Raw genomic sequence first — 25,129 nt, 5'->3', positions numbered from 1 at the left:
CTCTAACAGGAACAGCAAATCCCTTTCGCCTATACAAGTACCGCTTTAACGGAGCTTCTGAAAGCAGCTTCCAATGGCAATGCCGCAGCGCTTTCCAGATGAATATGTCTTCCTTCATTAGATGAGGCAATGAAAGCATGCATCGCTTCAAGCACATGATAAGCGAGCTTGCCGCTGGCTCGATGCTCCCGGTGCTCCAGAATCGCTCTGGCCATATCCTCGATCCCTTTGCCTCTTTCATTAGCGGCCCCAGTAAACGCAGGCGGAACAGTGCTCCATTCTTCGGAGCCGTATTTGCGGATCTTCACAACGCCGTCAAAATAGTTTGGATCAGGAACGAGCAAGGAACCTTCTGTCCCGTATATTTCAATACGCGGCAGCGTGCTGCCTCCGGGAATGTCGAAGCTCGTTACCAAGGTGCCGATTGCTCCGTCTGCGAAATCGAGCGTTCCGCTAAAGTGTGTGGGCGTGTGCACGGGAATCCGCGTTCCTGCCCGCGGCCCGGTCTTCACAATACGCTCTGGGATCAAGCTTGCCGCGGAGCTGCTGAGGCGTGTAATCGGCCCAAGCAAATTGACGAGAGCCGTCAAGTAATAAGGCCCCATATCAAACATCGGCCCGCCGCCTTCCGCATAGAAAAACTCCGGGTTCGGATGCCATCCCTCCGGCCCTTCTCCCATCATGAACGCCGTCGCAGCGATCGGCCTGCCAATCTGGCCTTCCTGAATCGCCTTCCGGCTGGTCTCCATCCCCGCTCCCAGGAATGTGTCAGGGGCGCAGCCTACTCGGAGTTGCTTGGCTTCCGCTAATGCGAGTGTGTGTTTGGCATCCTCAAGAGAAATCGACAGTGGCTTCTCCGCGTAAACATGCTTACCATGCTCCAGGGCAGCAATATTAATCGCCGCATGGGAAGCCGGGATCGTCAGGTTAAGGATAATGTCGATGTCCGGGGACTGCAGCATCTCTTCTACTGTATATACCCGTTCAATCTCATACTCCTTGGCTCGTTCCGCCGCCTTCTCCGGCAGCATATCAGCAAGCGCTGTCACTTTGACGATGCTGCTATCCTGCAAATAGTTCAAATAGGCTGGGCTGATGTTGCCGCATCCGATGATTCCGATTCTCATGCCTGTCATTATAGTGGTACCCCCAGAAGCGTTATTGTTGTTTTGCCATCACTCTATTAACATAGTAATAAATTCGGTTCTAATTTAAAATGAATAATATGATTGAGACATGAACAATCTGCTTATTATTTTTAACAAAGTAATGGAGGACAATGCATGAGACTTCATGATGACTTGCAAATACTGACAGCAGGCTACTCGCTTCACCGCAAACCTTTCCATATGACCAACGATGACGGATTGGGACATTACTTAATTCGTCTCCAGACGGCAGGCCGATGCCGGGGAGGACGTATCAACGGCCAACTCGTGCTGCTTGAAGCTGGCGATCTGCTGCTATTCGCTCCAGATGAGCCCTATGAGCTAAAAATTGAGGCAGAGCAGAATCAATCCGGCGACTATACGGTGGACAGTGCGGATTATCATATTTTTCTGTCCGGCGCTTGGGTGGAACAATGGTGGCAGCAAACGGCGCGACCGCAGAAATTTAAAGTCACGCTATCCGAGGGCATCCTCGGCGCCTTTCGGCAGATCATGCTCGAGCAGCGTAGAATGTCTAATCCTTCACCGAAAATCGCCGAATATTATCTCAAAATTTTATGTCTGGACATCGATCGAAATTTACAGGAGCATCAGGCTCCATCGCATCAAACCTATCTTGCCCACCGTATTAAAAATTATATTGAAGAAAACGCCTCATCCTCGTTTAAGCTCGAGGACGTCGCCTCTCATGTCGGCATTAGCGTGTCCCGGGCAGTATTTCTTTTTAAGCAGGCCTTCGGAACGAGCATCATTCAATATACGCTGGAGATTCGCATGAATATGGCGCGGGAGCGCATTATCTTTAGCCCGTTATCCCTGGAGCATGTCGCAGAAAGCTCGGGCTTTCCGAACTACAATTATTTCCACCGCGTTTTCCGCAAGCGCTACGGCATGTCTCCCAAGGAGTTTCGCCAAAGCGCCCGGAGCAATGGATAGTGCAATACAAAAAAAGTGAATTTTTTGCGAATGTTTCTAGTGAATCGCTTCTTTGGTATGATACAGGAAGAAAGTGAGGGCCTGCCAATGAAAAAATGGTCTGTCGTAATCCTGTATGCCGTCCTATTCATACTGACATATGTATACCGACACGAGCTTACGGCATGGAGTCAGGGATCGCCGCCGGTCTGGCTGCTGCTTGTGCTCTCCACACTGCTTGCTCTTTTTCCAGTAGTGCCTTATAAAATCGTGGTAGCTGCGGCAGGTTATGTTATGGGAACCTTAGGCGGTGGGACGATTATTTTATTCGGCTCCACACTGGCAGGAGCTATCGTGTACGGAGGAGCCGCTATATTCAGAGAATCTGCTGCAAACTGGCTGGCCCGTTTCAAGAGATTAGAGCAGCTGACGCAATTCTCTGCCCACAGACCTTTTCGAACGATCGCCATATGCCGCTTGATCCCATTCATTCCCCAAACGGCAGTTAACATTTATGCCGGTGCAACAGGGATGTCCTTCATTCATTTCATCCTCGGGTCGCTTGTCGGCAAGCTTCCGGCGGTCTATGTTTATGCTTATGTCGGTTCAACGCTGGAAGAACAGCCTCTTATTGCGACATTTATCGCCGTATTTTATTTCGTGTTTCTCATCCTTCTGTTATGGGTTTGGGGATTTCGGCAAAAAAAGATATAATAAAATTTAAAAGGAAACGAAAGGAAAGGAGCTTATGATGAGTACAACGCCAATGTCAAACAAAGAACTGGCTACATTTGCTGGCGGCTGTTTCTGGTGCATGGTTTCGCCCTTTGAAGAGCTTCCCGGCATTTACGGCATCGTCTCCGGTTATACTGGCGGCCATACGGTAAATCCAACCTATGAAGAGGTTTGCTCTAATCGTACTGGGCATTATGAAGCGGTGCAAATTACATTTGACCCCTCTGTGTTTCCTTATAGGAAGCTGCTAGAACTATTCTGGCAGCAAATCGATCCAACGGATGAGGGCGGTCAGTTCCATGATCGGGGCGATTCATACCGAACCGCTATTTTTTATCATACGGAGGAGCAGCGCAAGGAAGCCGAAGCGTCCAAATTGGCGTTGGAGCAGAGCGGCCGCTTCACCAGCCCGATTGTAACCGCCATTCTTCCAGCAGCTCCGTTCTATGCCGCGGAAGAATACCACCAGCAATATCACAAGAAGAACCCTGCCCATTACCAAAGATACCGCAAAGGCTCGGGACGGGAGGATTTTATTGATCACCATTGGTCAGGCCCGGCCAACAAGGAGGAGTTGAAGCAGCTGCTCACTCCAATTCAATATGAGGTCACGCAAAATAACGGGACGGAAAGACCGTTTACGGGCGAGTATTGGGATTATGAAGCCGAGGGCATCTATGTGGACGTCGTATCCGGCGAGCCGCTGTTCAGCTCCAAGGATAAATATGATGCCGGCTGCGGCTGGCCGAGCTTTACAAAGCCCCTGAGATCCTACAGCATCAAAGAAAATTTGGACACAAGCCATTTCATGACTCGCACCGAAGTCCGCAGCCGTGAAGGAGATTCTCATCTTGGCCACGTGTTTGAAGATGGGCCGCAGCCGACCGGACTGCGCTACTGCATCAATTCGGCAGCATTGCGGTTCATCCCCAAGGAGGAGCTGGAGCAGGAAGGCTATGGAGAATACTTGCCCTTATTTGAGGAACCACAGCGTCTGCAGGGCAGCGAATAACGGAGCCCGTTAACGAGCTCCTTGATTAGGGTAATGAATATGAGGAGATAGAATATACTTCACTCTAATAAGGAGGAGATCGATCCATGCCTTGGAACAAGCACGACTATCCGGTTTCCATGAAAAATTTGGACGTCCGCGTTCGCCACAAGGCGATTGAGATCGCCAATGCCCTGCTTGAGGAAGGCTATGAGGAAGGCAGAGCCATTGCGATCGGCACGGCCAAAGCCCATGAATGGGATGAGAACCACCCGAAGGATGAGAACGCAAAGTAACGCTGTTGTTCAGCTACGAACAGCCCCGCTTCCCGGGGCTGTTTATTTTTTGTGTCCATGGCAAAAACAGCCCAAGCCTCAGGCTCGAGCTGTTTTCTCTTTGATTGCATATGGCACACGGAGAACAGCGGTATCTTGCTTCCCGCAACTTACAGTCCAGGTGATCGTCTTGCCCGCGATCAGCACGGCCATGATTGTGAATACCGTTTCCGTGAATGGTAAATATATTAAAGAAATCCCTAATACTACGGCGTCCATTAGAATGAAGACGGTGCCGATCTTCAGGCCGGATCGTTCACTGATCATGAGAGACAGCATATCGTCCCCGCCCGTCGCCCCGCCTACTCGCAGTACAACACCCGCGCCGATTCCCGTGAACACGCCCGACAATAGTGCAGCTATTGGCAAATTGCCCTGCAAATTCAAGGTAAGCGGCGAGAACTGTTCGCACAGCTCATAAAATGCCGAAAATGCCAGTGATGCAAATAACGTATTTACAATAAACTTGCGTCCTTTTAAAAATACGGCGGCGATCAATACCGGAATATCCAGCATAATCATGCTCAGAGCAGGCGGCAAATCAAACAAATACTTGCCCAGCAGCGCTAAGCCCACAAATCCGCCCTCGGATAAACCGTTCTGAAAATTGATATGATAGTACGTAAAGGCCAATAAAAACGTACCCAGCAGCATCATCGTTACCTGCAAGCTAAAAGCTTGCCAGTTTACTCTTTTCCCCATTTCCAATCCCTCTTATCGTAGTTTGGTTAACCTTACGGCAGCACCCTACGAAGATGGCTGGTGAGGAGGTCATCCTTCGCATCATTCCACGCTTCCTTCGTAGGGTGGCTAGTCAAATAACCGACGTAACTACGAAAAGAAGCTAAGTGTAAGAGAGATCACAACGTTTCCAAATCGTCCTTAGGGATTTCGTCCTTCGGGAACACATGGTATCCTGATCCTTTCTTTTTGGTTTTGTATCTATCTTTATTATAACACAGCAGCAATGATGACTAAACAGCTTGGCGCTCTGATATTTATTTTTCTTTCTATTTTGTGATGAATATCATTGCATTTTACTATTTGTTCACATTTTAGGAATTTTTCATGTGACGAGAATCACCTTTTGACGGTTGTCACCGCTCTATACTGATGGGGAAGTTTGAACGATAATTCAATTGGAAAGAGGGTACTGTTATGCTTGACTCCCGTACGATCGAAATCATTAAATCCACTGTTCCGGTGTTAGAGGTTCATGGCGAAACGATAACCCGGACATTTTACCAAACGATGTTCAAAAACCATCCCGAACTGCTGAATATTTTCAATCATGCCAACCAACGTCAGGGGAAACAACCGACAGCGCTGGCCAATGCTGTATATGCCGCTGCCGCAAATATCGATGCCCTGGAACAAATCCTCCCGGTCGTTCGCGGCATCGCTCACAAGCATCGCGCGCTCGGCATCCTTCCAGAACATTATCCGATTGTAGGCGAGAACCTGCTAGGCGCGATCAAAACCGTCCTTGGTGAAGCGGCAACCGATGAAATTATCGACGCTTGGGGTAAAGCTTACGGGGTCATTGCCGATGTATTTATCAGCGTTGAGGCCGATATGTATGAGCACTCTGAGCAGCTGCCAGGAGGATGGCGCGGCTTCCGTCGCTTTATCGTCGATCGCAAGGTACAGGAAACCTCAGAAGCAGCCTCCTTCTACCTTGTACCTGAAGACGGGAAGGCCATCGCTTCCTACGAGCCTGGTCAATATATTACAGTAAGAGTAAAACCGGAAGGCCAGGAGTTCACCCATCTTCGCCACTACAGCCTGTCCACCGCCCCAGGAGCCGACTATTACCGCATTACTGTAAAGCGTGAGGATAGCGACGATCATCGGCCGGCAGGGGTAGTATCTACCTATCTGCATCAGCACGTGATGGAGGGCGATATCCTTGAGCTTAGCGCGCCTGCAGGTGAATTTACACTGAATCAAGATCTGCAAACTCCCGTCACACTAATCAGCGGAGGCGTAGGCCTGACACCGATGATCAGTATGCTGGAGACACTGCTGCAGCATTCCGAACGCGAAATCGTATATATTCACGCCGCTCGCAGCAAAGGGCATCATATTATGAAGGAGCATGTCGAGACGCTTGCCGCTAATTCTCCTCGTTTGAAGTACTATACGGTTTACGAAACATCAGCTTCTGACGATAGATGCGATAAAAGCGGATATATCGATGCTTCGTGGCTCTCGACGGCAGCACCATCACAGTCCGACTTCTATTTCTGCGGGCCAGTACCGTTCATGCAAGCGATCTATCAGGCCTTGCACGAAATGAATGTGCCCGAGGAAAATATCCATTATGAATTTTTTGGGCCTGCCGGCAGCTTGAACAGCTCCGCCTCCAGTACAAACTAATTCTGTACTGCCCGGCTAGCGCTATACCTGTTGCCCTCGCAGCAGCCGGTTGACCGTTTCGCGTCTAATCCCGATCAGCTGTCCGATCTCCTCCTGGGTCAAATAATCGGTTAGGGGAGCGCCGTTCGCATGTTGGCTAAGCCATTTCTGCAGCAGCTCCAATCGCTCGCCAGGAGTACCTACCGTAAGATGGTCTAGGCGCTCCTGCATAAAGCGAACCTTCTCCTGAAGGAGGCGGGCCACCTCAAGCGGCTTTTGCGGATTCTCTTCCAACTCGCGGTACCATTCCTGAGCAGAGATGATCTCCACTTCGCTGCGGATGAGAGCAACTGCGGTGCCGTGAATCTCCTTAGGGGAAATCAAGGAATGATGCGGCACTGTCTCGCCGGGATACAGAATGTTAAACAGAACCATATTGCCGTTCTCATGCAGCCGCGTTACTTTGAATAGGCCGCTCTTAATATGGTAGAGAAACTTTCCATCGTCTCCTTGGCGAAATAAAATCTCTCCTTTATGCAGTATCATCGAAATCGCTCCATTCGCTTTTTATAAACTCTTGTAGCCATAATTATATCAAAAAGGATCGTATTATTCCTTCTATACTAACTGTCGAGCACAAACTGCCCAGCGCCTATGGCGCTGGGCATGTTTATTTAACTATTGTTATGGGGATACCTCTTCCCCGGAGGTATCGTCCGTTTTTTGGGCGATCTTCGTTTCCTGCTTATTCCGCCATGATTCATAGCTATGCACGGCGACGCCTTCAAACGAGGAATGCTTGCCAACGAGCGAGACCAGTTCGTTTAATTCCTGCTTCACAGACGATAATGACTGCTCGTAAAAAGAAACTCCCGGGCCTTCCATGCTCTCGGTAAGCTCAACGCCAACCCAAACCTGTTTGTTCTGCTCGTCTGCTTCTTCCAGTGTAGCGCGAGACACTTCATAAATCGCCTCGGCGGCATCCCGATAGGCCATAATCGCCACATAATCGAACTTATCCACCATCCACTGCCTCAAGTCGCGGCCTTCTCCAAGCTCTTCATGCTCGATGCCATCGAGCCAGAACGGAAGTGCAGCTCCGATTTTCAGCTGATCGCGCCGGGCGCTCTCAACCCATACCCGGGCGCTCTCCATCCATTGCTCTACCATCGCTTCCTGCTCGGTACTCCAGCTTTTTAATAAATAAGGCTCTACGTCGAATTGAACACCTGCGAACCGCTCTTCCGGCTTCGACTCCTTATTGTACTGTTTGACCCAATTCAAAAAACGGGTTGCTTCCTTGCGCTGTTCGCGTAGCGCCCATTCCGGATGTCCGTTCAAGGCATGAACCTCCATCTTGGCTTGGGCGGCAGCCGCGATAAAACGCTGGTAGGAGGCGTCGGCCACCTCATTTCCAATCTGTAAAAAGATGGTCGTTACGCCTTGTTCCTTGGCAAATTCAATAATATCTTCCGTGTGGCTCTCCACCAGCCGAGTGTCCCAAAGCCAAGTCGCCTTCGCCTCCGGGACGGAAGGACGAAGTAGAACAACAACCAAAGCAGCGAGTAAGATAGCTGTTCCTGTTATGATCATTGCTAGCCCTCTATACCTTGTGTACCATGATTTGATATTCATCTCCGCCTCCGCTTCTAATTGGAGTGCCTTTAACCTACGACAAGCACTTCTTCTTGCTCATCCACATGCTGCACGGAGTGACCGAGCTTGTACACGTGGGACAATTTGAATTCCTTGAATGCATTGCGCGTATCCAAAATCGGTACGCCAAGCTCTGCAATGGCGCTGTAATCGAGATTGGTATGATTCGTCACTAGAACCATGCAATCATAGGATTTGAACTTCTCGAGGTCATACTCCACGCTATGCACGGTGACTCCAGCTTTGTCCTTGAAGCTTGTGGCATACGGATCATAATACTCCACTGCCGCACCGCTATCTTTATACAACTCATATACTTCAAGTCCCGGCGACTCTCTCAGATCACCGATATCCGGTTTATAAGCCATGCCGAGAATAAGGATGTTCGATTTTTTAATAGACTTCGCATACTCATTCAAAATTTTCGATGTTTTATTGACTACATAATAAGGCATATTATCATTTGTCGATTGAGCAAGCTCAATAAACTGACTGTAGAAGCGGAATCCTTTTGCTTTCCACGATAGATACATCGGATCTAGCGGAATGCAATGTCCGCCGATTCCCGGACCCGGGTAGAACGGCATGAAGCCGAATGGCTTCGTCTTCGCAGCATCGATAACCTCCCATACATCGATACCCATCCGATCACACATCATTGCCATTTCATTGATAAAGGCAATGTTCACACTGCGGAATGTATTCTCGAGAAGTTTAGACATTTCTGCTACCTTTGGCGACGATACAGGAACGACCGTCTCGACATATCTGCTGTATACGGCAACGCCGAGCGCAAGGCATGCCTCTGTCGTTCCGCCGATGACTTTCGGCGTATTAAATGTATTGAATTTCGCATTCGACGGGTCTACCCGTTCCGGCGAGAAGCAGAGGAAGAAATCCTCGCCGACCACGTATCCCATGCTTTCCAATTCACGTTGGATCAGTTCTTCTGTCGTTCCTGGATAAGTCGTGCTTTCCAGCGTGATCAGAACGCCTTTTCTCATGTAACGTTTAATGTTCTCCACTACAGTTACGATATAAGAAGTGTCTGGATCTTGGTTTTCGCTAAGCGGAGTCGGCACACAGATGCTGATAGCATCTACGTCCCGCAGGGCCGCATAGTCGGTAGTTGGAGCGAAACGTCCCGATTGTACCACTTCATTTAACGTCTTGGAGGAGATATCGTGAATATAAGATTCCCCGCGGTAAATCTTGTCGATTTTTCTGGAATCCAGATCAATACCTACGACCTTGAATCCTTGCTTGACCATTTCTACGGCCAGCGGCAGTCCAACATATCCAAGGCCCACGACACATAGCACAGCTTCTTTCGATTCAATAGCTTCCAACAAATCATGGTATTGTTTATTCACAGGTTTCAACCTCCGTTTATTTATCTAGTATGAGTGTGTTTCTTTCTAGTGAATGCAGCGTCGAATCCGTGCGTCCAACTCTACCGGCGAGAATGGTTTAGTAATATAATCATCTACGCCATTTTGGAAGCATAGACTGATCGTCTGCTCCACACGCTGCTCGGTCAAAACTACAATTTTAGGTACGCTTTTGACGTTGAGCTGTTGAATGTGGTGGATATAAGGCAGACCATCAATCCCATACAGGTTTAATTCAGTCAGCACCAGATCAGGTTTCCAGCTTTCGATAAGCTCGAGCGCAGAGATACCATTATCCGTAACAGCCGTCTCATAGCCCTGCATCTGCAAGCGGATTTGCAGAAATTCACGGACTGTGGCATCCCCTTCTACAATGAGAATGCGGCTTTGCGACGAACGAAATTCTTGTCTCGTAAAAATATGAATATCTCCAGAAGGACTCAGTTTGGCGGACTCCTCCATTTGCTGGATTACCTGCTCGCTGAAATCCCCTTGCTCGGGAAAGCTCGACAATGTCATGTGGAGATCCAGCTCTCCATTCGTTTCCTGAATTCGTTGCTTGAGCAGCAAGCCTTGAAAATGTACCGCATCGAGCTGCTGCCCTGGCAGCAGAACAGCGTAGCTTCCAGGCTCGTTTCCATTCCACATATCAAAGGATACGCCCGGCTGAGATTCCAGAATTCCTCGAATTTGCGCTTCCAAATAGGCCGGAGCATTTGCGGAATAGATGAACAGAACTCCATTCGCCTCCTGGGAAGACTCCTTTACATACTGCTCAATAGTTGAATATAAACTGGATTGCTGGATTTCGGTTTGTAATGCTGCCGTATTCGGCATCTGAACTCCCACCTTTCTTTTATTGTAGATCATTCAACCCTTTGCCTTGGGCTACTGCATGTCAGCTATCAACTCCCTTCCAGCACTTCCCGTGGCCTTGAAGGCTTAAGCCGTCTTAGCCTCTTTGCCCTCTTCCTTCCAACTGGTTCGGGTCATCGTCCCCCAGGAATTGTTATTGCGCATAAATTGAATATGGCCTTGAATCCGCCATAGTCCGCCAAGCTGGGCATATCCGACAAATTTCAGTGCGGAGAAGAGCAGCAGACGGGCCAAATCGGATACCTTCGTAAACCGCTTGAATGCGAGTTCCTCAAGGAACAAGGCGCCGATGCTGAGCAAATACCCGCTCAAAATATTAATAAGCCCGAACACAACGAGGATTTTCCAGTTCGTCATGTCCATGAACGTATACCCGACCAGCGCGAGCAGTCCTGTAATTTTGAAATACGGATTGAGCGCTTCGAAAATAATGTTGTACGGCATGGTCAACAGCCCCATCACCTTGTATTTCGGATTGAAGGCCATATCGTAGTTCTCGATCATGTTCTTCAGGTTACCGCGCCCCCAGCGCTTCCGCTGGTTGGACAAAATGCGGTACGTATCCGGCGCTTGCGTCCAGCATACCGCTTCCGGACAGAAGGCCACCCGGTATTTCAGCTTGTTCTCCAGCATGTAGCGATGCAGCTTGATGATGATGTTCATGTCCTCGCCAGGATACCCTCCCCGGTACCCACCTACAGCAATGACATAGTCCTTGCGGAACATCCCGAAAGCTCCGGACACGATGATCAGTCCATTAATGGAGCTCCAGCCGATGCGGCCGCCCAGGAAGGCCTTCAAATATTCGACGGCCTGGAACATCGGCCACATTTTGCGCGGCAGCGACACTTCTTTGACCGCGCCGTTCTCGATCCGGCAGCCGTTGGCAATTCGCACATCCCCGCCAATCGCTACCGTCTCTTCCGGGTTCTCCATATACATTCGAGCCATGCGGATCAAGGCATCCTTCTCCAGCAGGGAATCGGCATCGATGGATGAAATGAGCGGAAAATGGGACAGGTTGATACCCGCATTCAAGGAATCCGCCTTTCCACCATTCGGCTTATCTATTACATACAGATGCGGATACTGAGGATTAAAATAGACAGCATTGATCGGCTGGCAGTCGATCGAGTTTCGTATTTCCGGATTCGGAAGCGGCTCAAGGCCGAATTCCTCCCGCAGTACCCCCAGCGTATTATCGCTGGAGCCGTCGTTGATGACGATCACTTCATAGGTCGGATAGTTCAAGGTCAGCAGGCATTTCACGTTTTCGATAACCGTAAGCTCCTCGTTATAGGCCGGAACAAGCAAGGATACCGAAGGCACGAGCTCCGAGCCGGAAAGCGTGTTGTATTTCGAATAAGCTGACCTGCGGAAAATCGTCATAATGTTGCGAAATGAAAAAGCCATGATCGTAAAATAAATCGTATTTACCGTCATTACATAGTAAATGGCAAATAGTCCGTAAATAAGCAATATGTCTCTAAGCAGTGTAATCGCCTCCGACCGCCGCAACCTGACGAATCGGTTTTCGCTCGGTCACGCCGAAATACCGTTCGTACAGCAGCTTTTTTTTGTTATAGGCGACCATTTGGTCGAGTTTTTGATGCTCATTATCCTGCAGCATCGCTCTTTCGATATGATACATAGCGGTCTCCCGCTCAACCCCCGAACCATTCATCGCAATTTGACAAAGAACCTCAAAGCCTGTTTCTCCCAGCCGCGTCAGACTCTCCGCACTGTTGTTCCTTACCCACCAGTTCGCATCCTTCAGCGCATTGCGCAAAAGCGGAATGCTTCCGGCAGCGTGCAGGGAGCCAAGTGATTTCGCCACGGCGGCGCGCACCTCCCAGTCCTTGTCGGACATCAGGTTCTTAATCGTGTCATCCTTAAGCACCGGATTAGAGCTTAAGTAGAGTTTGACGGCCTCGGCGCGGACATCCGTCTGTTCGGCGCCGACCAAACGATCCAGGGAAGGAACCACCTCCGGAATCGCCTGCCCCCACATGGCTACGAGAGCCACCTTCACAAGATCCTGATTCTCGTCATCCAGCAGCTTTAGCAATAAGCGACTGGCATCAAGCCGGCTCTCCATCACGATGTCCGCAGCCATATTGTGGATCGGCTTGCCGTGGCGAAGCAGGTGCTGCAGCATTTCCTTCAGCTGCTCCTCCTTCTCCGCGCTTTTGGCCACAGCCCGGGCCACGACGATCGTAAGCGGAGTATAACGCTCGTTCTTCAGCATCGTCAGCATCCGGGGCACGGCCTCGGCGGCACGCATTCCTCCAAGGCGATAGGCTGCCGCAATTCGCCGTCCGTAGAACAGACTGTCCAGCAGCTTGATATCTTGATGCACAAACCCCGCATCATGGCAAAGCTTGACCAGCTTCTCGCGGTACTCGCCTTTGAACTGGTCGATCCACTCAATGAATTTTTGTTGAATGACCCGGCCTTCGAGCTCCTTAAGCCTGCCCGGCGGCAAAGGAAGCTCCGAAGTTCCGTTCAGATGAGATTGAATGAATTTGAAGTAATCCTGATGCTTCTGTAGATATTGCTGACTCTTTTTTACTTTGTGCAAATGATTGAACTTTAAAGTGAATAAAAGAACTATTCCAGTCCCGATCAGCCCCAGGCATACGTAAATAAAATAGATAGCCAAGGTAAGATGCGTATACATAAAGAACATTCCTCCTTCTATATACCAAACACCGGATTATTCAGGTTGATGTTCCGGCAAGCTTTCGTAGTACTCTTTCAGCGCATAATAGCCGGACTTTAGATTCTCGGTGTAATTCACGGTTTCCCAAGGCGACCAAGTATATTTCGGCTGCTCCGCCAGATCGACGGTTCCATTGCTGCCTGGCCCAAAAACCTCCTGACTCTGACGATCCTTCATCCAGGGCAGGAACGTAATCCCCTCGACTTCCGCCGTCGTAAACATGCGGTCTTTCTTAAGCTGGCCATAATCAATGACCTGAAGGGAACTTGGATCCGCAAAGCCCAGCAGCATCCATGGTATGCGGAGCTCTACTTCACTGCCGCTGTATTGCCATGAAGTTAACGAGTTAAAGTTTGTATCGTTTCGATCCGAAGTCCCTCGCACCAGACTGCCCACCGTCATATCTTTAAACGGTTGGCTGAACCGGGTGTCCGGCGGCGACATCGTCAGGCTGACAGCCAGCTTCCATGGCTGGAACTGAACCTTCTGCTCCTCCGTCTGTTCATCGAGCATCCAGTAGCCGTAGCGTCCATAGAGACGACGATGGAAGTCATAGCTCGGTGCCGTTCTCACTTCTGTCTCTTCATCCCGTCCGATGACGACCAAATTTTCCAGACCATCGCTTAGCTTAATGCCGGGAAGTTCCGTGACCGGTTCATTTCCTCCGGGCTGCGTATGTGTCCCCAAATAAATTTGCCGAGTCTCGGGATCAAAATCCTCCGTTAACGTAAGCCCTACATACACGTAAGCCTCGTCATGCGTCACGCGGAATCGTTCGATGCCGGGAGCTGGCTTGTCCCACGACTTAATCTCACCTTCAGGCAATGCATCCCAATCGCTTAGCTTGCCGTCGATGATAATGTCGTCTTCCTTGCCTGAGCCCATAGCTACAATGCCGAACAGCTTCTCGTTCGTCAGAACGTTCAGCCAATGGGAACGGCGATCCTCGGGAATTTCGAAGCGCATCGTATTCCAAGTCTTCTTGAACCACTCGTCCTGCCACATGAACAATATGGCTCCGGAATAGCCTTCGTCATAAATATCTTTTGTCAAAGATACGTCGATCTCGGCCTTTTCGGCATCGCTGTGCCCCCCTTGATTCCGTCCGCCGGGACCAATATGCGATACGCCTAAAGACGCGGGTACGCCATACTCCGTAACCATGATCGGAATATCTTTGTAATGCTCTTTCAGCTTTTTCAAATAAGCTTTGTACGTATTGAACCCGCCATTTCCGTCAGGAATCGTCTCCAGCGTCTTATCGAGATGGAAGAAGTCCGGGTAATACGGGTAGACGTGATAAGCTGCAAAATACCCTGCCTCCCAGTCCACCGGTTCAATGTGCGTAGCGTCCACGCTAGCCAAGTCCTCCTCGAACAAAGGCTCCCCGGGGTGCTCAAGCACATCCGTCGTGACCCAGTTTGTAAAGGTCATCGGATGCTGCCAGCCATAGCCGGCTTCCAGTTCAGCCGTCTGATCAATCAATTCAGCGAGCCAGCTCTCGAAAGGACTGGCCTTCTCCAGCGCGGAGAAATGCTTGCCTTGATAAGGCGAAACAGACGATGCATAAAGTGTATTCGTGTTGTCAACCATTTCGGGATCCCACTCCGTGCCGATATGCCAAGCCATCAAATAAGGCCCTGCATTCGCTCTATACTTTCCTCCCGAAGCTCCCGGCTGCACCGGTATTTTTAAATCTCCATACACCGCTTTTACCGCTTTTTCGATTTCCTTGTGGAACGTATCTTTAATTCCAGGGTTGTATGCATCCTTAAGCTCGATCAATTGCTCCTCAGGCGACCAAATGCCCTGAATGAAGTACAGCGGATCGTCTCCCTTATCTCTGTTGTATTTAACTAAGGACGTATAGAACACCGGATTATGCACGGTATAAATACGGATTACGTTTGCGCCCATGTCATCAATCTGTTTGAACCAGCGCATATAATCCTCTTCAGTGATGGGGAATTCCCCTGGAAAATAACCAGGAACTGTAGCCCCCAAGTTGACGCCTTTCACAAAAATCTCCTGCCATTTCCCCTCGCCCTTGTACTCCATAAATCGGTCTCCCGAAGTCTGGAACTTGATTTTTGCGCCGTCCGAAGTTTGGTGTGTCGTATGGGACGGAGGCAGGTTTAAGATGATGAGGTAAATCCCCCCGGCGATCAAAATACCGCCAAGTACAAGTAAAATAACTAGCCTTTTTCGCGCTAACGTTGTCATCGGTTTTGCTCCTGTCACCTCGCTATTTTTTTGTATGCAGGCGATTTTACCAGTACGGTCCCCTCACACCTCCACTCCCCACGTATTACCTCTATCATTAACCAAGTACTCTAATAAAGTAACTAGGCTGATAGAAGCGTTTTGCATCTGGGCCCTTTCCTGTGTAATCGAAGTCTTTTAGCACCATTATCCCGGTTAATTCCATTATCGCCTTTAAATTACTGAACCTCTTGTCCTTATGAAAAGGACTTGAAAAACAAAGCAATACGATGCTGCATTTCCAAGTCGCTGTTTTCATAGAACACAGTGCCCCTGCTGTTCGCTCATATTAGACGCACAACTTTTTTCGAAGTTTCGTTCTATTTTTACACTCGTTTCCATAAAGGTTACAAAATTGATACCAAAGTCTCGATAGAAAATCGCTTAACGGCGCGGATTGTGAGCGTTTTGTTAATTTTTGTTGCCCTATAAAAAAACGTACGCTGGTCCTACTCTAGGCTCAATGGTTGCAAAGCAACTTTATTCCGATATTTTCCATAGGACTGCAAGGACCCGCAGATGACTTCTTACCCAGCCATCCTCCCCCCAATAAGAACCATTTAATTACAAAATGTATAATATTAAGGAACTATAACGTAGTATCCATTTTCCATAAAATTCACTTGCATAACGAACTTGTGTTCGGTATATAATATATAAACGAATACATGTTCGCATTATGGTGGTGTAATATCATGACTAACTCTATGATCGAGACAGAAGAAGATATTCAAATCATCAAAGAGTACACCTTGCTGCCTATTTTGCTTGATATGCTGGCAAGGGATATCCAGGAGTTCAGCCTGCATCAGAATAAATTAATTTATAATCTGGTGATTTTTTATCTTAAGGAGGTTGAGAACAGCATTCATCTCGAGCTGAAAGTGCTTAGAAGCAAAATGCGCCAGCATCACATTCAAGTGCTTCATACGACGATGAATACGCTAGGCGTCGAGGTGGAGTATAGGGTTCGAGGCTATATTCATCATTTCAAGATGCTGAGAAGCTTAGTAAAAGCGGAGCTGATGATTCTTCTAATGAGACTATGGGAGGCACCAAAGAGATGAAGAACGCACGCAATAGAACTATTTTTTTGGCAGATTGCCAGAGCTTCTATGCCAGCATTGAGAAAGCGGATCATCCGGGATGTAGGAATAAGCCTGTGGCTGTGGCCGGAGATCCGGCCCGCCGTTCGGGAATTATCCTGGCGGCCTGCCCCATCGCCAAGAGCTTTGGGGTAACTACTGCAGAACGATTAGGCGAAGCGATTCGGAAATGTCCTGAGCTCGTCGTCATGCGTCCGCGGATGCAGCATTACATTGATGTATCGTTGATGATTACGGACATTTACCGGGAATATACCGACCTAGTCGAAATTTTCTCGATTGACGAGCAGTTTCTCGACGTATCTGGAAGCCTTCATCTATTTCAGGACGACCCGCTCGTCATGGCCAAATCTATTCAACAGAAAGTACTGAAACAAACTGGAGTCTGGGTTCGGATTGGCATCAGCTCCAACAAAATGCTTGCTAAGCTGGCAACGGACATTTGGGCGAAGAAGACTGAGAACGGATTGTACGTTTTGCCCAGCGCTAACGTGCCGTCGGCGCTCTGGCCGCAGCCGATCCCCAAAATGTTCGGAGTCGGCTCCCGGATGGCTGCCCACTTCACGCGGCTTGGGATGTATCAGATTGGCGATATCGCCAAAACGCCTTTGCCCGTGCTAAAGGATAAATTCCGCGCCCGCTTCGGCAAGCAAAGCGATATTCAGGCGGAAGTGATGTGGAGAACGGCGAACGGGCTGGACAATTCCCCGGTTACGCCTCGCACCTTCGACGCTGCGCCGAAATCGGTCAGCCACATGATGACGCTGCCGAGAGACTACGCGGAGACTGAGGAAATCGACACCATCTTGCTGGAACTCGTGGAGGAAGTATGCCGAGACTGCCGACGCAAAGGCTATATGGGACAGGTGATCACCGTCAGCTGCCTATGCAGCCCTTATGACGCGCGGATCGGCTTCTCCCGGCAAATGAAAATGCCGGATCCGACCCATCATACAAACACTGTATATGAATCAGCTAAGAAGCTGTTCTACCGTCACTGGAACAGCCTACCGGTGCGCCGATTAGGCATCGGGCTTAGCAATCTCGCGGCGGATAGCGGCTACCAGCTGACTCTTTTCGAGAACCAAGTGAAATTTCGCGCCCTAGATCGAGTGACCGATCAGATCAAAGACCGCTATGGCAGTGCAGCTATAATCCGAGCCTCCTCATTAACGACGTCAGGGCAAGCAAGAGAACGGGCACGCAAGATTGGAGGACACTATAAATGAGTAAAAAGCTTACAGGCAACGGCCTATGGGAATCAAGCCGGATGATGCTTCCCCAGCACAAGGAACAATCTGTATCGATTAGGCATGAATCCCCGGGAGATGCGGCGGCGAACGCTTCGGCGATCCCAGCCCTCTCTCCGCCAACGGCCAAGGACATCGAAGCCATCAGAAAACACATCATTCTGCCTGTCGCCCTCCAAATCGTCGAGAAGAAGAAGCGGGAGGTCGAATTGTCATCCCAAACCTTCAAATCTCTTTATGCCGTAGCGACGAAAGTGCTCGCCCAACATATCAGAGAGGATATGCAGCGATGCCGGAAATCCTTGCTCGAGCAGCAGATTCGCATTTTCGAACCATCAATGGACGGTCTGGACATGCATTACCGCTTCGTTTGCCGCGGAATTGAAGATGAGTTTATCATGACGAAGGATTTCCTGAAGTCACAGGTCAGCCTGACGATTGGGCAATACACAAACGATTTGATTGCGATTTTGCGCGGAACAAGAAACCGATAATCTGAGTCTTTTTACGGGCTGAATTCAAGGGGTACCTGTCCAGTTAATCCTCCCTCCTTACGCATATGTATAATGGTATATTCACCATCAACTCCTAAATTGAAGTGGAGGTGAGGATTATGCTTATACAAAAATATACGCTATTGCCGAGCACCCCCTACTCTACCTCATATTACATGGCAAGAAGCGCCCGTACAGGCCCGGCTGTTATGATCGTGGCGGGCATACACGGCAATGAAACCGCCAGTGTTCATGCCGCTCGCAAGCTCGTCCGCATGATCGGCAAAGATCAACTGCGGATTCATAAAGGAAGCTTAATGATCGTGCCCATCGTTAATAAGAAAGCATATCGCCAGCGTATTCGCGGTGTGCCGGATTTGAATCGCACCTTTCCCCGGAAAGCGGGCCAAGCGGCGAAGCACACCTTGTCCGCAGCGTTGTTTGAAGCAGCAAGACGCTTTCATCCGTCCTGGTACTTGGATCTCCATGAAGCAAATGGGCTATCGCAGCGCAATGCCAAAGTGCTGGGCCAGACGCTAATCAGCAATCCGGGGAGCTCTTCCCTGCCTGCGGCTCGAAAGGTCATCAAAGCCCTCAACCGCGGCATCGGCAACACTTCCCATTACTTTAACCTTCGGCTGCATGAACTGCCCGGTTCTTCCCGCACCGCCGCCGCCCGCATTTTGGGAGCCAGGACGGTTACCGTGGAAACGGGCTGGAGCCTTCCTTTTTCAACTCGTGTGCAATATCAAATCGACATTGCGCGCCGCTTTCTCAGCGAAGCCGGGCTAACGAAGGGCTAGCATTCTGAGTATAGGACTGGTCATACATCTATCAAGCAAACAGATGAAAAGCTGACTTTAACCAAGTTATCGCTCATGCCGAGCGCACTTAAAAAAGATGACTTCTGAATTCATCAGAAGTCATCTTTTGGCTGCCTAAACCAGATTCTTATTTGAATAATAATCATTTATCTTTTTTTCAAAATACATACACGTTTTAGAAACCTGAATAGAATGACTGTCCATAAGAAAACTAAAAGTAAAAGACGAACTTGTTTAAATATTTGTCCTTTTTAGCCATGTAGAATCCCCTTCAAGTTCCGAGTGCCTACTTAAAGGGGATAAATGGACGACGATTTTATGCTTTACAGGCCTATTACCTAAACATCCCCCACAATTTAATTAGATGAAGCGTATTGCGCGGGTCAATCTTTTGAGCGATGACAAACTGAACGATCTGTTCCTCCTGTACGCTCGTCAATCGTTCGTTCAGGATCGAAGAAGCCGATTTAACCAATCGTCTCACCTTGCCCCGATCCTGTAAATCCGCTTTAGTGAGGCCGTCAACGAGGCCCTTAATGCGTTCCTTTACAGCCGGATTTTTCATTTTCAGCTTAATGCGCTCCACTAGTTGCGGGCTAATGCCATATTGCTGATAACTCAAAACTGTGTACACCTCCCGTCACATACTAATCCCCACTAATATATGACGGATAGGATGTACATGTTGCCTACACTTCTATTTAGCTTTTATTTAAGGAAGGAAATCGCTTCATGCGTTTGTCCTAGTCTAGCTATCGTCTCTTCAAACTGCGTAGATGCATAAGCAAAGAACAAAATATCGATGACGACGAGCTGCGCAAGCCGAGAACCTGTAGCTCCGCTGCGCAGCGTAGCTTCCGGCGCGAGCGGCGTATACAACATTGTATCCGCTAATTCGGATACTTTATGATTGCCGAACCGGGATATACCAATGCTGTGTACACCATACTGCTTCGCTACCCGAAACAGTTGAACGACCTCCTTCGTATTGCCGCTATAGGAAACCCCCATAAACAACGCATCCGCAGGAGCGCTTGCCAACGCTGCGGCAAGCAAATGCCCGTCCTGCAGCGCTGAAGCCTGCTTGCCAAGACGGAGCCATTTCTGGGCGGCATCCGCTGCAACGATTCCAGAAGCTCCAACCCCGTACATGTAGATGACGGGGGCTTTACGGAAAAGGCCGACGACCTCCTCAATCAGCTCCGGCTGCAAATGCAGCACCGTATCCTGGATGGCCTGCAGGCTATTGGCCACCGTTTTCTGAATCACATTATGCACCGTCTCGCCGCGCTCAATATCGTAATAGCCCGGCTTTTGCGGCTTGGCGTTATCTACCGAAAGCCGTACCTTCAAATCCGGAAAACCAGTTAAGCCGAGGGAGCGGCACAGACGGGTAATCGCCGCCGCGCTCGTTCCTGCTTTTTCCGCCATCACATGGATGCTCAGCTTCGAAACCTCCTCAGGCGCAGCCAAAATATATTGAGCCGCCTTTCGTTCGGATTCCGGCAGCTGCGGCAGCACAGCCTCGATTTGCACTACGATGCTTCCCGACACTCGTCATCTCCCCTGTCCATGATTCTCTTACTTATTATGCTCTACAAGCATCTGCTTTGTAAAACCGAAGAAATAAGTAAGTAGAAATCCCGCGGTATAGGATATGAGCAGCCCAGCCAAGTAAGCCAATACCGTCATTCCAAAATCCATCGGCCCTTTCATCAGCGGAATGAGAACTAGGCCAGAAGGGCCGATCGCCACAGAGCCGATGAACCGTTCCGACATAGCGAACAGCCCAAGCAGCGCTCCGCCGAAGCCTCCGCCGAGACAGGCGGTAATGAACGGACGGCCAAGCGGGAGACTGACACCGTAAATTAGCGGCTCTCCGATTCCAAGGAATCCGACGGGGAGTGCGCCTTTAATTAAATTGCGCAGTCTGGCGTTATGCTTCAGCTTAATATAAATCGCAATCGCGGATCCGACCTGGCCGGCTCCGGCCATTGCCAGTATAGGAAGCAATGCCGTGTAACCGACCTGATTGATTAACTCGGCATGAATCGGAATAAGTGCCTGGTGCAGTCCGAACATAACGAGCGGCAAAAATAATGAAGCCAACACAAACCCCGATAGCGGCCCGCCGTGAGCTAGCAACCATGTCGTAACCGTTCCGATCCCCTGCGATATGATTCCCGTAACCGGCATGAGGAAGAAGACGGTCAGCAATCCGACCACGAGCAGGGCCAGCGTCGGTGTGACGATAATATCGATGGAAGCAGGGACGCGTTTGCGAATAAATTTTTCTACGATAGAGACAAGACCCGCGGCCAGTATAGCCCCGATAATTCCGCCCTGGCCGGCGTTCAGGCTAATCTCTCCAAAGAACGGATACGTATAAGTAATCTTCGCGACGGCCGGAGCCACGATAATTGCAGCAACTGCACCGCCCAGCGACGGTGTTCCGCCAAATTCCTTGGCAGCATTAATTCCGGCAAAGATCGTCAAGTATCCAAAGAATGCCGAGCCGATGACCCCGAGAATCGGCTGCAGCGTCAACAGCCAGGCTGCTTCGTTCCCCGATGTGATCAGATTGTTCATCAAGCCGGCAATGCCGTTAATAATGCCAGCCCCGACCAAGGCGGGAATGAGCGGGATGAAGATACTGCCAATTTTGCGCAGGAAATTTTTAAAGGGCGTATTATTTTTCTTTTTTAGCGCAGCTTTGATATCATCGTTGTTTCTCGCTGCAGTGTTAACGAAATCAGCGTTTGAATCTGCCATATTTCCTGCGAAAGGCGCTTTGCTTCCTTCCAGGCCGTCCTTGGATGCTTGCTGAAGGAGTCCGCCAAATTGCTCGGCCACTTTATTTACGACACCCGGCCCGAGAATCACTTGATAGGTCTCATCGTCCACAACCCCGAGCACCCCGTCGACTTGCTTCAAAGCCGCTTCATCAATCCGGCCATGATCCTTCACACTAATCCGAAGTCTAGTCATGCAATTCGTAAATTGCCGCACATTGCTTGCCCCGCCGATCCGCTCCATAATTTCCTGCGCCATTGCTGCATACTTGTTCATCTGAGTCATCTGCTTAACCTCCCTTTACATTCTATCGATGGAATGCCTGATGCTATATTTCCTTGCATTTCCTTGCAAATCCTTGCTGCATACTTACAGCCCATCTACCGCCGGGCCGATAAAGCCTTCCGTCCGCTCCAGCTTCTCCAGCGCCTCTAAATAGGAGCAGCCCGTCAAAATCATAAGAATCGCGGGCTTCGGCTTATTTTCGGCCATGCTTAACGTCTTCTCCGCTGTAGATAAATCGCATGACGTGGCCTCCATAACGATACGCTTCGCTCGTTCCACCAATTTTTCGTTAGTAGGCTGAACATCCACCATCAAGTTACCGTATACTTTGCCCAATCCGATCATCGAAGCCGTAGACAGCATGTTGCAAACGAGCTTCTGTGATGTTCCCGCTTTAAGACGAGTGGAGCCGGTAAGCACCTCCGGGCCGTTCTCGACTTCAATTGCAATGTCCGCCTTCGCGCTAATCTCCGCATCCTTGTTGCAACTCACGCTAATCGTTGCGGCGCCAATTTCTCTCGCATACGCAAGTCCACCAATTACATACGGTGTACGGCCGCTGGCAGCCAATCCAACTACAGCATCATTGCCTTTAAGCCCGAGCTCCCGTAAATCGGCAGCACCCAATTCCTCACGATCCTCCGCCCCCTCTACCGCCTTAATAAAAGCGCTGCTTCCTCCAGCAATCAGACCTACGACTTGCTCCGAAGAAGTTCCGAAGGTCGGCGGACATTCTACCGCATCCAGCAGCCCAATTCTGCCGCTCGTCCCGGCCCCCAAATAAATGAGCCGTCCTCCGCTGCGCATTGCTTGCGTAATTGCTCGAACCGCTTCAGCAATCTGAGGAATTTGCTCTTTGACCGCTCCCGCTACTTTGGCGTCCTCCTCGTTCATAACCGTCAGCAGTTCCTCTATATTCATCCGATCCAAGTGCATCGTTCGTTCATTTCGAGTCTCCGTAGTTAATTTATCCAGCATAGAGTACTCCCTCCTTCTAGATCTATTTGAAATCGCTTTCTTCAACATCATTATACCCTCTTTGATATTTAATATCAATATAATAATAATTAATTAAAATATTATTTCAACCCTTGTCCTACTATCCATTTATCCGGGCAAAAAAATACCTTCCGTAAACTATAATCAGCTTACGGAAGGCATTGCTTGCATTTTTTATATGGTTAGGCTATAGCTTTCTTCGGCTTGCGTCAATCGATCAACTCGCCTTGAAACACCTGCTCCCGCTGCAAGTACCCGCGCAGCGGCTCATACTGCGGCGACGTCCAAAAGGGCGTGTCGCCAACCAACTGGGCGGCATCGTCCCGCGCCGCCTCCAGCACCGCGAAATCGCTGACCATGTCCGCGATTCGAAATTCCGGCACCCCGCTCTGCTTGGTGCCAAAAAAATCCCCGGGACCGCGCAGCTCCAAGTCCCTTCGAGCCACTTCGAAGCCGTCGTCCGTCTCGGTCATGACCTTCATCCGTTCCTGACCGACCTCCGACTTCGGTTCGGCGATAAGCACGCAATACGAAGCGTGCTCCCCCCGGCCCACCCGGCCGCGCAGCTGATGCAGCTGCGACAGGCCGAAGCGATCCGCGTCCATGACGATCATGAGCGTCGCGTTCGGCACGTCTACGCCGACCTCAACGACGGTCGTCGAAACGAGCAGTTGCACCTCGTTATCGTAGAACGAGCGCATCACCTCGTCCTTCTCGGCCGCAGTCATCCGCCCGTGCAGCAGCCCGACCTTGAAATGCGGAAAAGCCTGCTGCATCGATACGTGCAAATCGATGGCATTCTGCACATCCAGCTTGTCGGATTCCTCGATCAGCGGACAGATCAGATAAGCCTGCCTTCCCGCGGATACCTCGCGCTGGATGAACCCAAGCACCCGATCCATCATATGGTGCTTCACCCAATAGGTCGAAATCGGCTTACGCCCCTTCGGCCGCTCGGACAGCGTAGATACGTCCATATCGCCAAATGCAGTAATCGCCAGCGTCCGGGGAATCGGCGTCGCCGTCATCGTTAGCACGTCCGGATTAAAGCCCTTGCGTCGCAAAATACTGCGCTGATTTACCCCGAACCGATGCTGCTCGTCCGTCACGACCAGACTGAGCGAGCGGAAGAAGACGTCCTCCTGAATAAGCGCATGGGTACCGACGACGATATCCGTCAATCCCATCTGCATTGAAGCGACCAAGTCCTTGCGCTTGCGTCCGGTCACGCTGCCCGTGAGCAGGCCCACGGTAATGCCATAGGATTCAAATAACCGGGACAATGAGCGCATATGCTGCTCCGCTAAAATTTCCGTCGGCACCATAAACGCGCCTTGATGTCCCGATTTGACGGCCGCATACAGGGCGATCGCAGCCACAACCGTTTTACCGGAGCCTACGTCTCCTTGGAGAAGACGATTCATACAGAACGGCGAACGCATATCCTGCAATATCTCCAACTCCACCTTCTTCTGCGCATCCGTCAGCTCGAAGGGCAGGCTGCGTACGAACTCGCGGATCGTCGCATTATCGACCTCATGCTTGACCCCGTCCATGCGCTCGTGATTCATCGCCCGGTAGGCCTGCAGTTTCAGTTGGAACAGAAACAGCTCCTCATAGACCATCCGCCGCCGCGCCTGCTGCCCTTCCTCGCTGTCCTGAGGCTGATGAATCCGCCAAATCGCCTGCCGCCTCGGCATTAATGAATACTTCTTGAGAAGCTCCGGCGGCAATATCTCCGGGATCATTTCCCCATATTGCTGCAGCGCCTGGCCAATTATCTTACGCATCCAGGTCTGCGTAATTTTCCCGCCTACCGAGTATACCGGCTGCAGGCTCCCGCTGCGCAGCGTGCCGCGATCGGGAAATTCCGACTCCGACACAGTCAATTGGCTGCGCCTCAAGTCCCATTTGCCCGTCAGGACTATTTCCCGCCCTGCCGTTAACTGATCCTTCAAGTAGTGGCGG

At 50.1% G+C, this 25,129-nt stretch carries 23 protein-coding genes; 9 read left to right on the top strand and 14 right to left on the bottom strand.

Going from position 1 to position 25,129, the window contains the following annotated elements; all coding sequences use genetic code 11:
* Positions 1-29 precede the first annotated feature (29 nt).
* On the bottom strand, positions 30-1,136 hold the full coding sequence (locus CZ379_RS14760) for a Gfo/Idh/MocA family protein (RefSeq protein WP_110932309.1): 1,107 nt from the start codon (positions 1,134-1,136) through the stop codon (positions 30-32).
* A gap of 147 nt (positions 1,137-1,283) precedes the next feature.
* Here CZ379_RS14760 and CZ379_RS14755 point away from each other — a divergent pair, with 147 nt between their 5' ends.
* The 4 genes from CZ379_RS14755 (at position 1,284) to CZ379_RS14740 (ending at position 4,106) form a co-directional block, all read left to right on the top strand.
* Entirely contained in the window at positions 1,284-2,105 is an 822-nt protein-coding gene (locus CZ379_RS14755) for an AraC family transcriptional regulator (protein ID WP_110932308.1), read from the top strand.
* An 87-nt stretch (positions 2,106-2,192) separates the two neighbouring features.
* Complete coding sequence (locus CZ379_RS14750) at positions 2,193-2,798, top strand: TVP38/TMEM64 family protein (protein WP_199925619.1); 606 nt, start codon at positions 2,193-2,195, stop codon at positions 2,796-2,798.
* Between the two features lie 37 nt (positions 2,799-2,835).
* Positions 2,836-3,831, top strand: coding sequence for a peptide-methionine (S)-S-oxide reductase MsrA (gene msrA, locus CZ379_RS14745; RefSeq protein WP_110934394.1), 996 nt, complete (start codon positions 2,836-2,838; stop codon positions 3,829-3,831).
* Positions 3,832-3,917: 86 nt separating this feature from the next.
* Entirely contained in the window at positions 3,918-4,106 is a 189-nt protein-coding gene (locus tag CZ379_RS14740; RefSeq protein ID WP_110932306.1) for a DUF2188 domain-containing protein, read from the top strand.
* Positions 4,107-4,184: 78 nt separating this feature from the next.
* Here the strand turns inward: CZ379_RS14740 and CZ379_RS14735 are convergent, their stop codons facing one another.
* Positions 4,185-4,847 (bottom strand): YitT family protein, encoded by a 663-nt coding sequence (locus CZ379_RS14735; protein WP_110932305.1) that lies wholly within the window; start codon positions 4,845-4,847, stop codon positions 4,185-4,187.
* Between the two features lie 456 nt (positions 4,848-5,303).
* Here CZ379_RS14735 and hmpA point away from each other — a divergent pair, with 456 nt between their 5' ends.
* Complete coding sequence (hmpA, locus tag CZ379_RS14730) at positions 5,304-6,524, top strand: NO-inducible flavohemoprotein (RefSeq protein WP_110932304.1); 1,221 nt, start codon at positions 5,304-5,306, stop codon at positions 6,522-6,524.
* A gap of 21 nt (positions 6,525-6,545) precedes the next feature.
* Here hmpA and CZ379_RS14725 read toward each other — a convergent pair whose 3' ends face one another.
* From CZ379_RS14725 to CZ379_RS14695, 7 genes are all read right to left on the bottom strand, one after another.
* Positions 6,546-7,049: a Crp/Fnr family transcriptional regulator gene (locus CZ379_RS14725; protein ID WP_110932303.1), complete on the bottom strand. Its 504-nt coding sequence runs from the start codon at positions 7,047-7,049 to the stop codon at positions 6,546-6,548.
* A 138-nt stretch (positions 7,050-7,187) separates the two neighbouring features.
* Positions 7,188-8,138 (bottom strand): hypothetical protein, encoded by a 951-nt coding sequence (locus tag CZ379_RS14720; RefSeq protein ID WP_110932302.1) that lies wholly within the window; start codon positions 8,136-8,138, stop codon positions 7,188-7,190.
* Positions 8,139-8,167: 29 nt separating this feature from the next.
* Positions 8,168-9,532: a nucleotide sugar dehydrogenase gene (locus tag CZ379_RS14715; RefSeq protein ID WP_110932301.1), complete on the bottom strand. Its 1,365-nt coding sequence runs from the start codon at positions 9,530-9,532 to the stop codon at positions 8,168-8,170.
* Between the two features lie 45 nt (positions 9,533-9,577).
* Complete coding sequence (locus tag CZ379_RS14710) at positions 9,578-10,387, bottom strand: response regulator transcription factor (RefSeq protein WP_110932300.1); 810 nt, start codon at positions 10,385-10,387, stop codon at positions 9,578-9,580.
* A 105-nt stretch (positions 10,388-10,492) separates the two neighbouring features.
* Positions 10,493-11,869: a glycosyltransferase family 2 protein gene (locus CZ379_RS14705; protein WP_199925827.1), complete on the bottom strand. Its 1,377-nt coding sequence runs from the start codon at positions 11,867-11,869 to the stop codon at positions 10,493-10,495.
* Between the two features lie 43 nt (positions 11,870-11,912).
* Positions 11,913-13,106 (bottom strand): HEAT repeat domain-containing protein, encoded by a 1,194-nt coding sequence (locus CZ379_RS14700; protein WP_110932299.1) that lies wholly within the window; start codon positions 13,104-13,106, stop codon positions 11,913-11,915.
* 36 nt (positions 13,107-13,142) lie between these two features.
* Entirely contained in the window at positions 13,143-15,371 is a 2,229-nt protein-coding gene (locus CZ379_RS14695) for a glycoside hydrolase family 5 protein (RefSeq protein ID WP_110932298.1), read from the bottom strand.
* Positions 15,372-16,105: 734 nt separating this feature from the next.
* On the opposite strand from CZ379_RS14695, the gene CZ379_RS14685 reads away from it, so the two are divergent.
* From CZ379_RS14685 to CZ379_RS14670, 4 genes are all read left to right on the top strand, one after another.
* Positions 16,106-16,477: a YhjD family protein gene (locus tag CZ379_RS14685; RefSeq protein WP_110932296.1), complete on the top strand. Its 372-nt coding sequence runs from the start codon at positions 16,106-16,108 to the stop codon at positions 16,475-16,477.
* A complete protein-coding gene (locus tag CZ379_RS14680) occupies positions 16,474-17,745 on the top strand; it encodes a DNA polymerase IV (protein WP_110932295.1) in 1,272 nt (423 codons plus the stop codon). Before CZ379_RS14685 ends, CZ379_RS14680 begins: the two co-directional genes overlap by 4 nt.
* The gene (locus CZ379_RS14675; protein ID WP_110932294.1) at positions 17,742-18,260 is read left to right on the top strand and encodes a YhjD family protein; all 519 of its coding nucleotides are present in this window, start codon (positions 17,742-17,744) and stop codon (positions 18,258-18,260) included. Before CZ379_RS14680 ends, CZ379_RS14675 begins: the two co-directional genes overlap by 4 nt.
* A 119-nt stretch (positions 18,261-18,379) precedes the next feature.
* Entirely contained in the window at positions 18,380-19,063 is a 684-nt protein-coding gene (locus CZ379_RS14670) for a succinylglutamate desuccinylase/aspartoacylase family protein (protein WP_110932293.1), read from the top strand.
* Positions 19,064-19,418: 355 nt separating this feature from the next.
* Here the strand turns inward: CZ379_RS14670 and CZ379_RS14665 are convergent, their stop codons facing one another.
* From CZ379_RS14665 to recG, 5 genes are all read right to left on the bottom strand, one after another.
* Complete coding sequence (locus CZ379_RS14665) at positions 19,419-19,706, bottom strand: stage VI sporulation protein F (protein ID WP_110932292.1); 288 nt, start codon at positions 19,704-19,706, stop codon at positions 19,419-19,421.
* An 86-nt stretch (positions 19,707-19,792) separates the two neighbouring features.
* Complete coding sequence (locus CZ379_RS14660) at positions 19,793-20,638, bottom strand: MurR/RpiR family transcriptional regulator (protein ID WP_110932291.1); 846 nt, start codon at positions 20,636-20,638, stop codon at positions 19,793-19,795.
* Between the two features lie 27 nt (positions 20,639-20,665).
* Complete coding sequence (locus tag CZ379_RS14655) at positions 20,666-22,153, bottom strand: PTS transporter subunit EIIC (protein WP_199925826.1); 1,488 nt, start codon at positions 22,151-22,153, stop codon at positions 20,666-20,668.
* Positions 22,154-22,246: 93 nt separating this feature from the next.
* Entirely contained in the window at positions 22,247-23,140 is an 894-nt protein-coding gene (gene murQ / locus CZ379_RS14650; protein WP_110932289.1) for an N-acetylmuramic acid 6-phosphate etherase, read from the bottom strand.
* Positions 23,141-23,370: 230 nt separating this feature from the next.
* A partial coding sequence (gene recG, locus CZ379_RS14645) for an ATP-dependent DNA helicase RecG (RefSeq protein ID WP_110932288.1) occupies positions 23,371-25,129 on the bottom strand: 1,759 nt, incomplete at its 5' end.

This window comes from Paenibacillus bouchesdurhonensis (assembly GCF_900155685.1).
GTDB classification, from domain to species: domain Bacteria; phylum Bacillota; class Bacilli; order Paenibacillales; family Paenibacillaceae; genus Fontibacillus; species Fontibacillus bouchesdurhonensis.
This window is presented reverse-complemented; position numbering and strand designations above follow the sequence as displayed.

Coding starts and splice junctions, on each gene's coding strand:
- CZ379_RS14760 (WP_110932309.1), bottom strand. CDS start 1,136: ATGACAGGCATGAGAATCGGAATCATCGGATGCGGCAACATCAGCCCA.
- CZ379_RS14755 (WP_110932308.1), top strand. CDS start 1,284: ATGAGACTTCATGATGACTTGCAAATACTGACAGCAGGCTACTCGCTT.
- CZ379_RS14750 (WP_199925619.1), top strand. CDS start 2,193: ATGAAAAAATGGTCTGTCGTAATCCTGTATGCCGTCCTATTCATACTG.
- msrA (WP_110934394.1), top strand. CDS start 2,836: ATGAGTACAACGCCAATGTCAAACAAAGAACTGGCTACATTTGCTGGC.
- CZ379_RS14740 (WP_110932306.1), top strand. CDS start 3,918: ATGCCTTGGAACAAGCACGACTATCCGGTTTCCATGAAAAATTTGGAC.
- CZ379_RS14735 (WP_110932305.1), bottom strand. CDS start 4,847: ATGGGGAAAAGAGTAAACTGGCAAGCTTTTAGCTTGCAGGTAACGATG.
- hmpA (WP_110932304.1), top strand. CDS start 5,304: ATGCTTGACTCCCGTACGATCGAAATCATTAAATCCACTGTTCCGGTG.
- CZ379_RS14725 (WP_110932303.1), bottom strand. CDS start 7,049: ATGATACTGCATAAAGGAGAGATTTTATTTCGCCAAGGAGACGATGGA.
- CZ379_RS14720 (WP_110932302.1), bottom strand. CDS start 8,138: ATGAATATCAAATCATGGTACACAAGGTATAGAGGGCTAGCAATGATC.
- CZ379_RS14710 (WP_110932300.1), bottom strand. CDS start 10,387: ATGCCGAATACGGCAGCATTACAAACCGAAATCCAGCAATCCAGTTTA.
- CZ379_RS14705 (WP_199925827.1), bottom strand. CDS start 11,869: ATGACGGTAAATACGATTTATTTTACGATCATGGCTTTTTCATTTCGC.
- CZ379_RS14700 (WP_110932299.1), bottom strand. CDS start 13,106: ATGTATACGCATCTTACCTTGGCTATCTATTTTATTTACGTATGCCTG.
- CZ379_RS14695 (WP_110932298.1), bottom strand. CDS start 15,371: ATGACAACGTTAGCGCGAAAAAGGCTAGTTATTTTACTTGTACTTGGC.
- CZ379_RS14685 (WP_110932296.1), top strand. CDS start 16,106: ATGACTAACTCTATGATCGAGACAGAAGAAGATATTCAAATCATCAAA.
- CZ379_RS14680 (WP_110932295.1), top strand. CDS start 16,474: ATGAAGAACGCACGCAATAGAACTATTTTTTTGGCAGATTGCCAGAGC.
- CZ379_RS14675 (WP_110932294.1), top strand. CDS start 17,742: ATGAGTAAAAAGCTTACAGGCAACGGCCTATGGGAATCAAGCCGGATG.
- CZ379_RS14670 (WP_110932293.1), top strand. CDS start 18,380: ATGCTTATACAAAAATATACGCTATTGCCGAGCACCCCCTACTCTACC.
- CZ379_RS14655 (WP_199925826.1), bottom strand. CDS start 22,153: ATGAACAAGTATGCAGCAATGGCGCAGGAAATTATGGAGCGGATCGGC.
- murQ (WP_110932289.1), bottom strand. CDS start 23,140: ATGCTGGATAAATTAACTACGGAGACTCGAAATGAACGAACGATGCAC.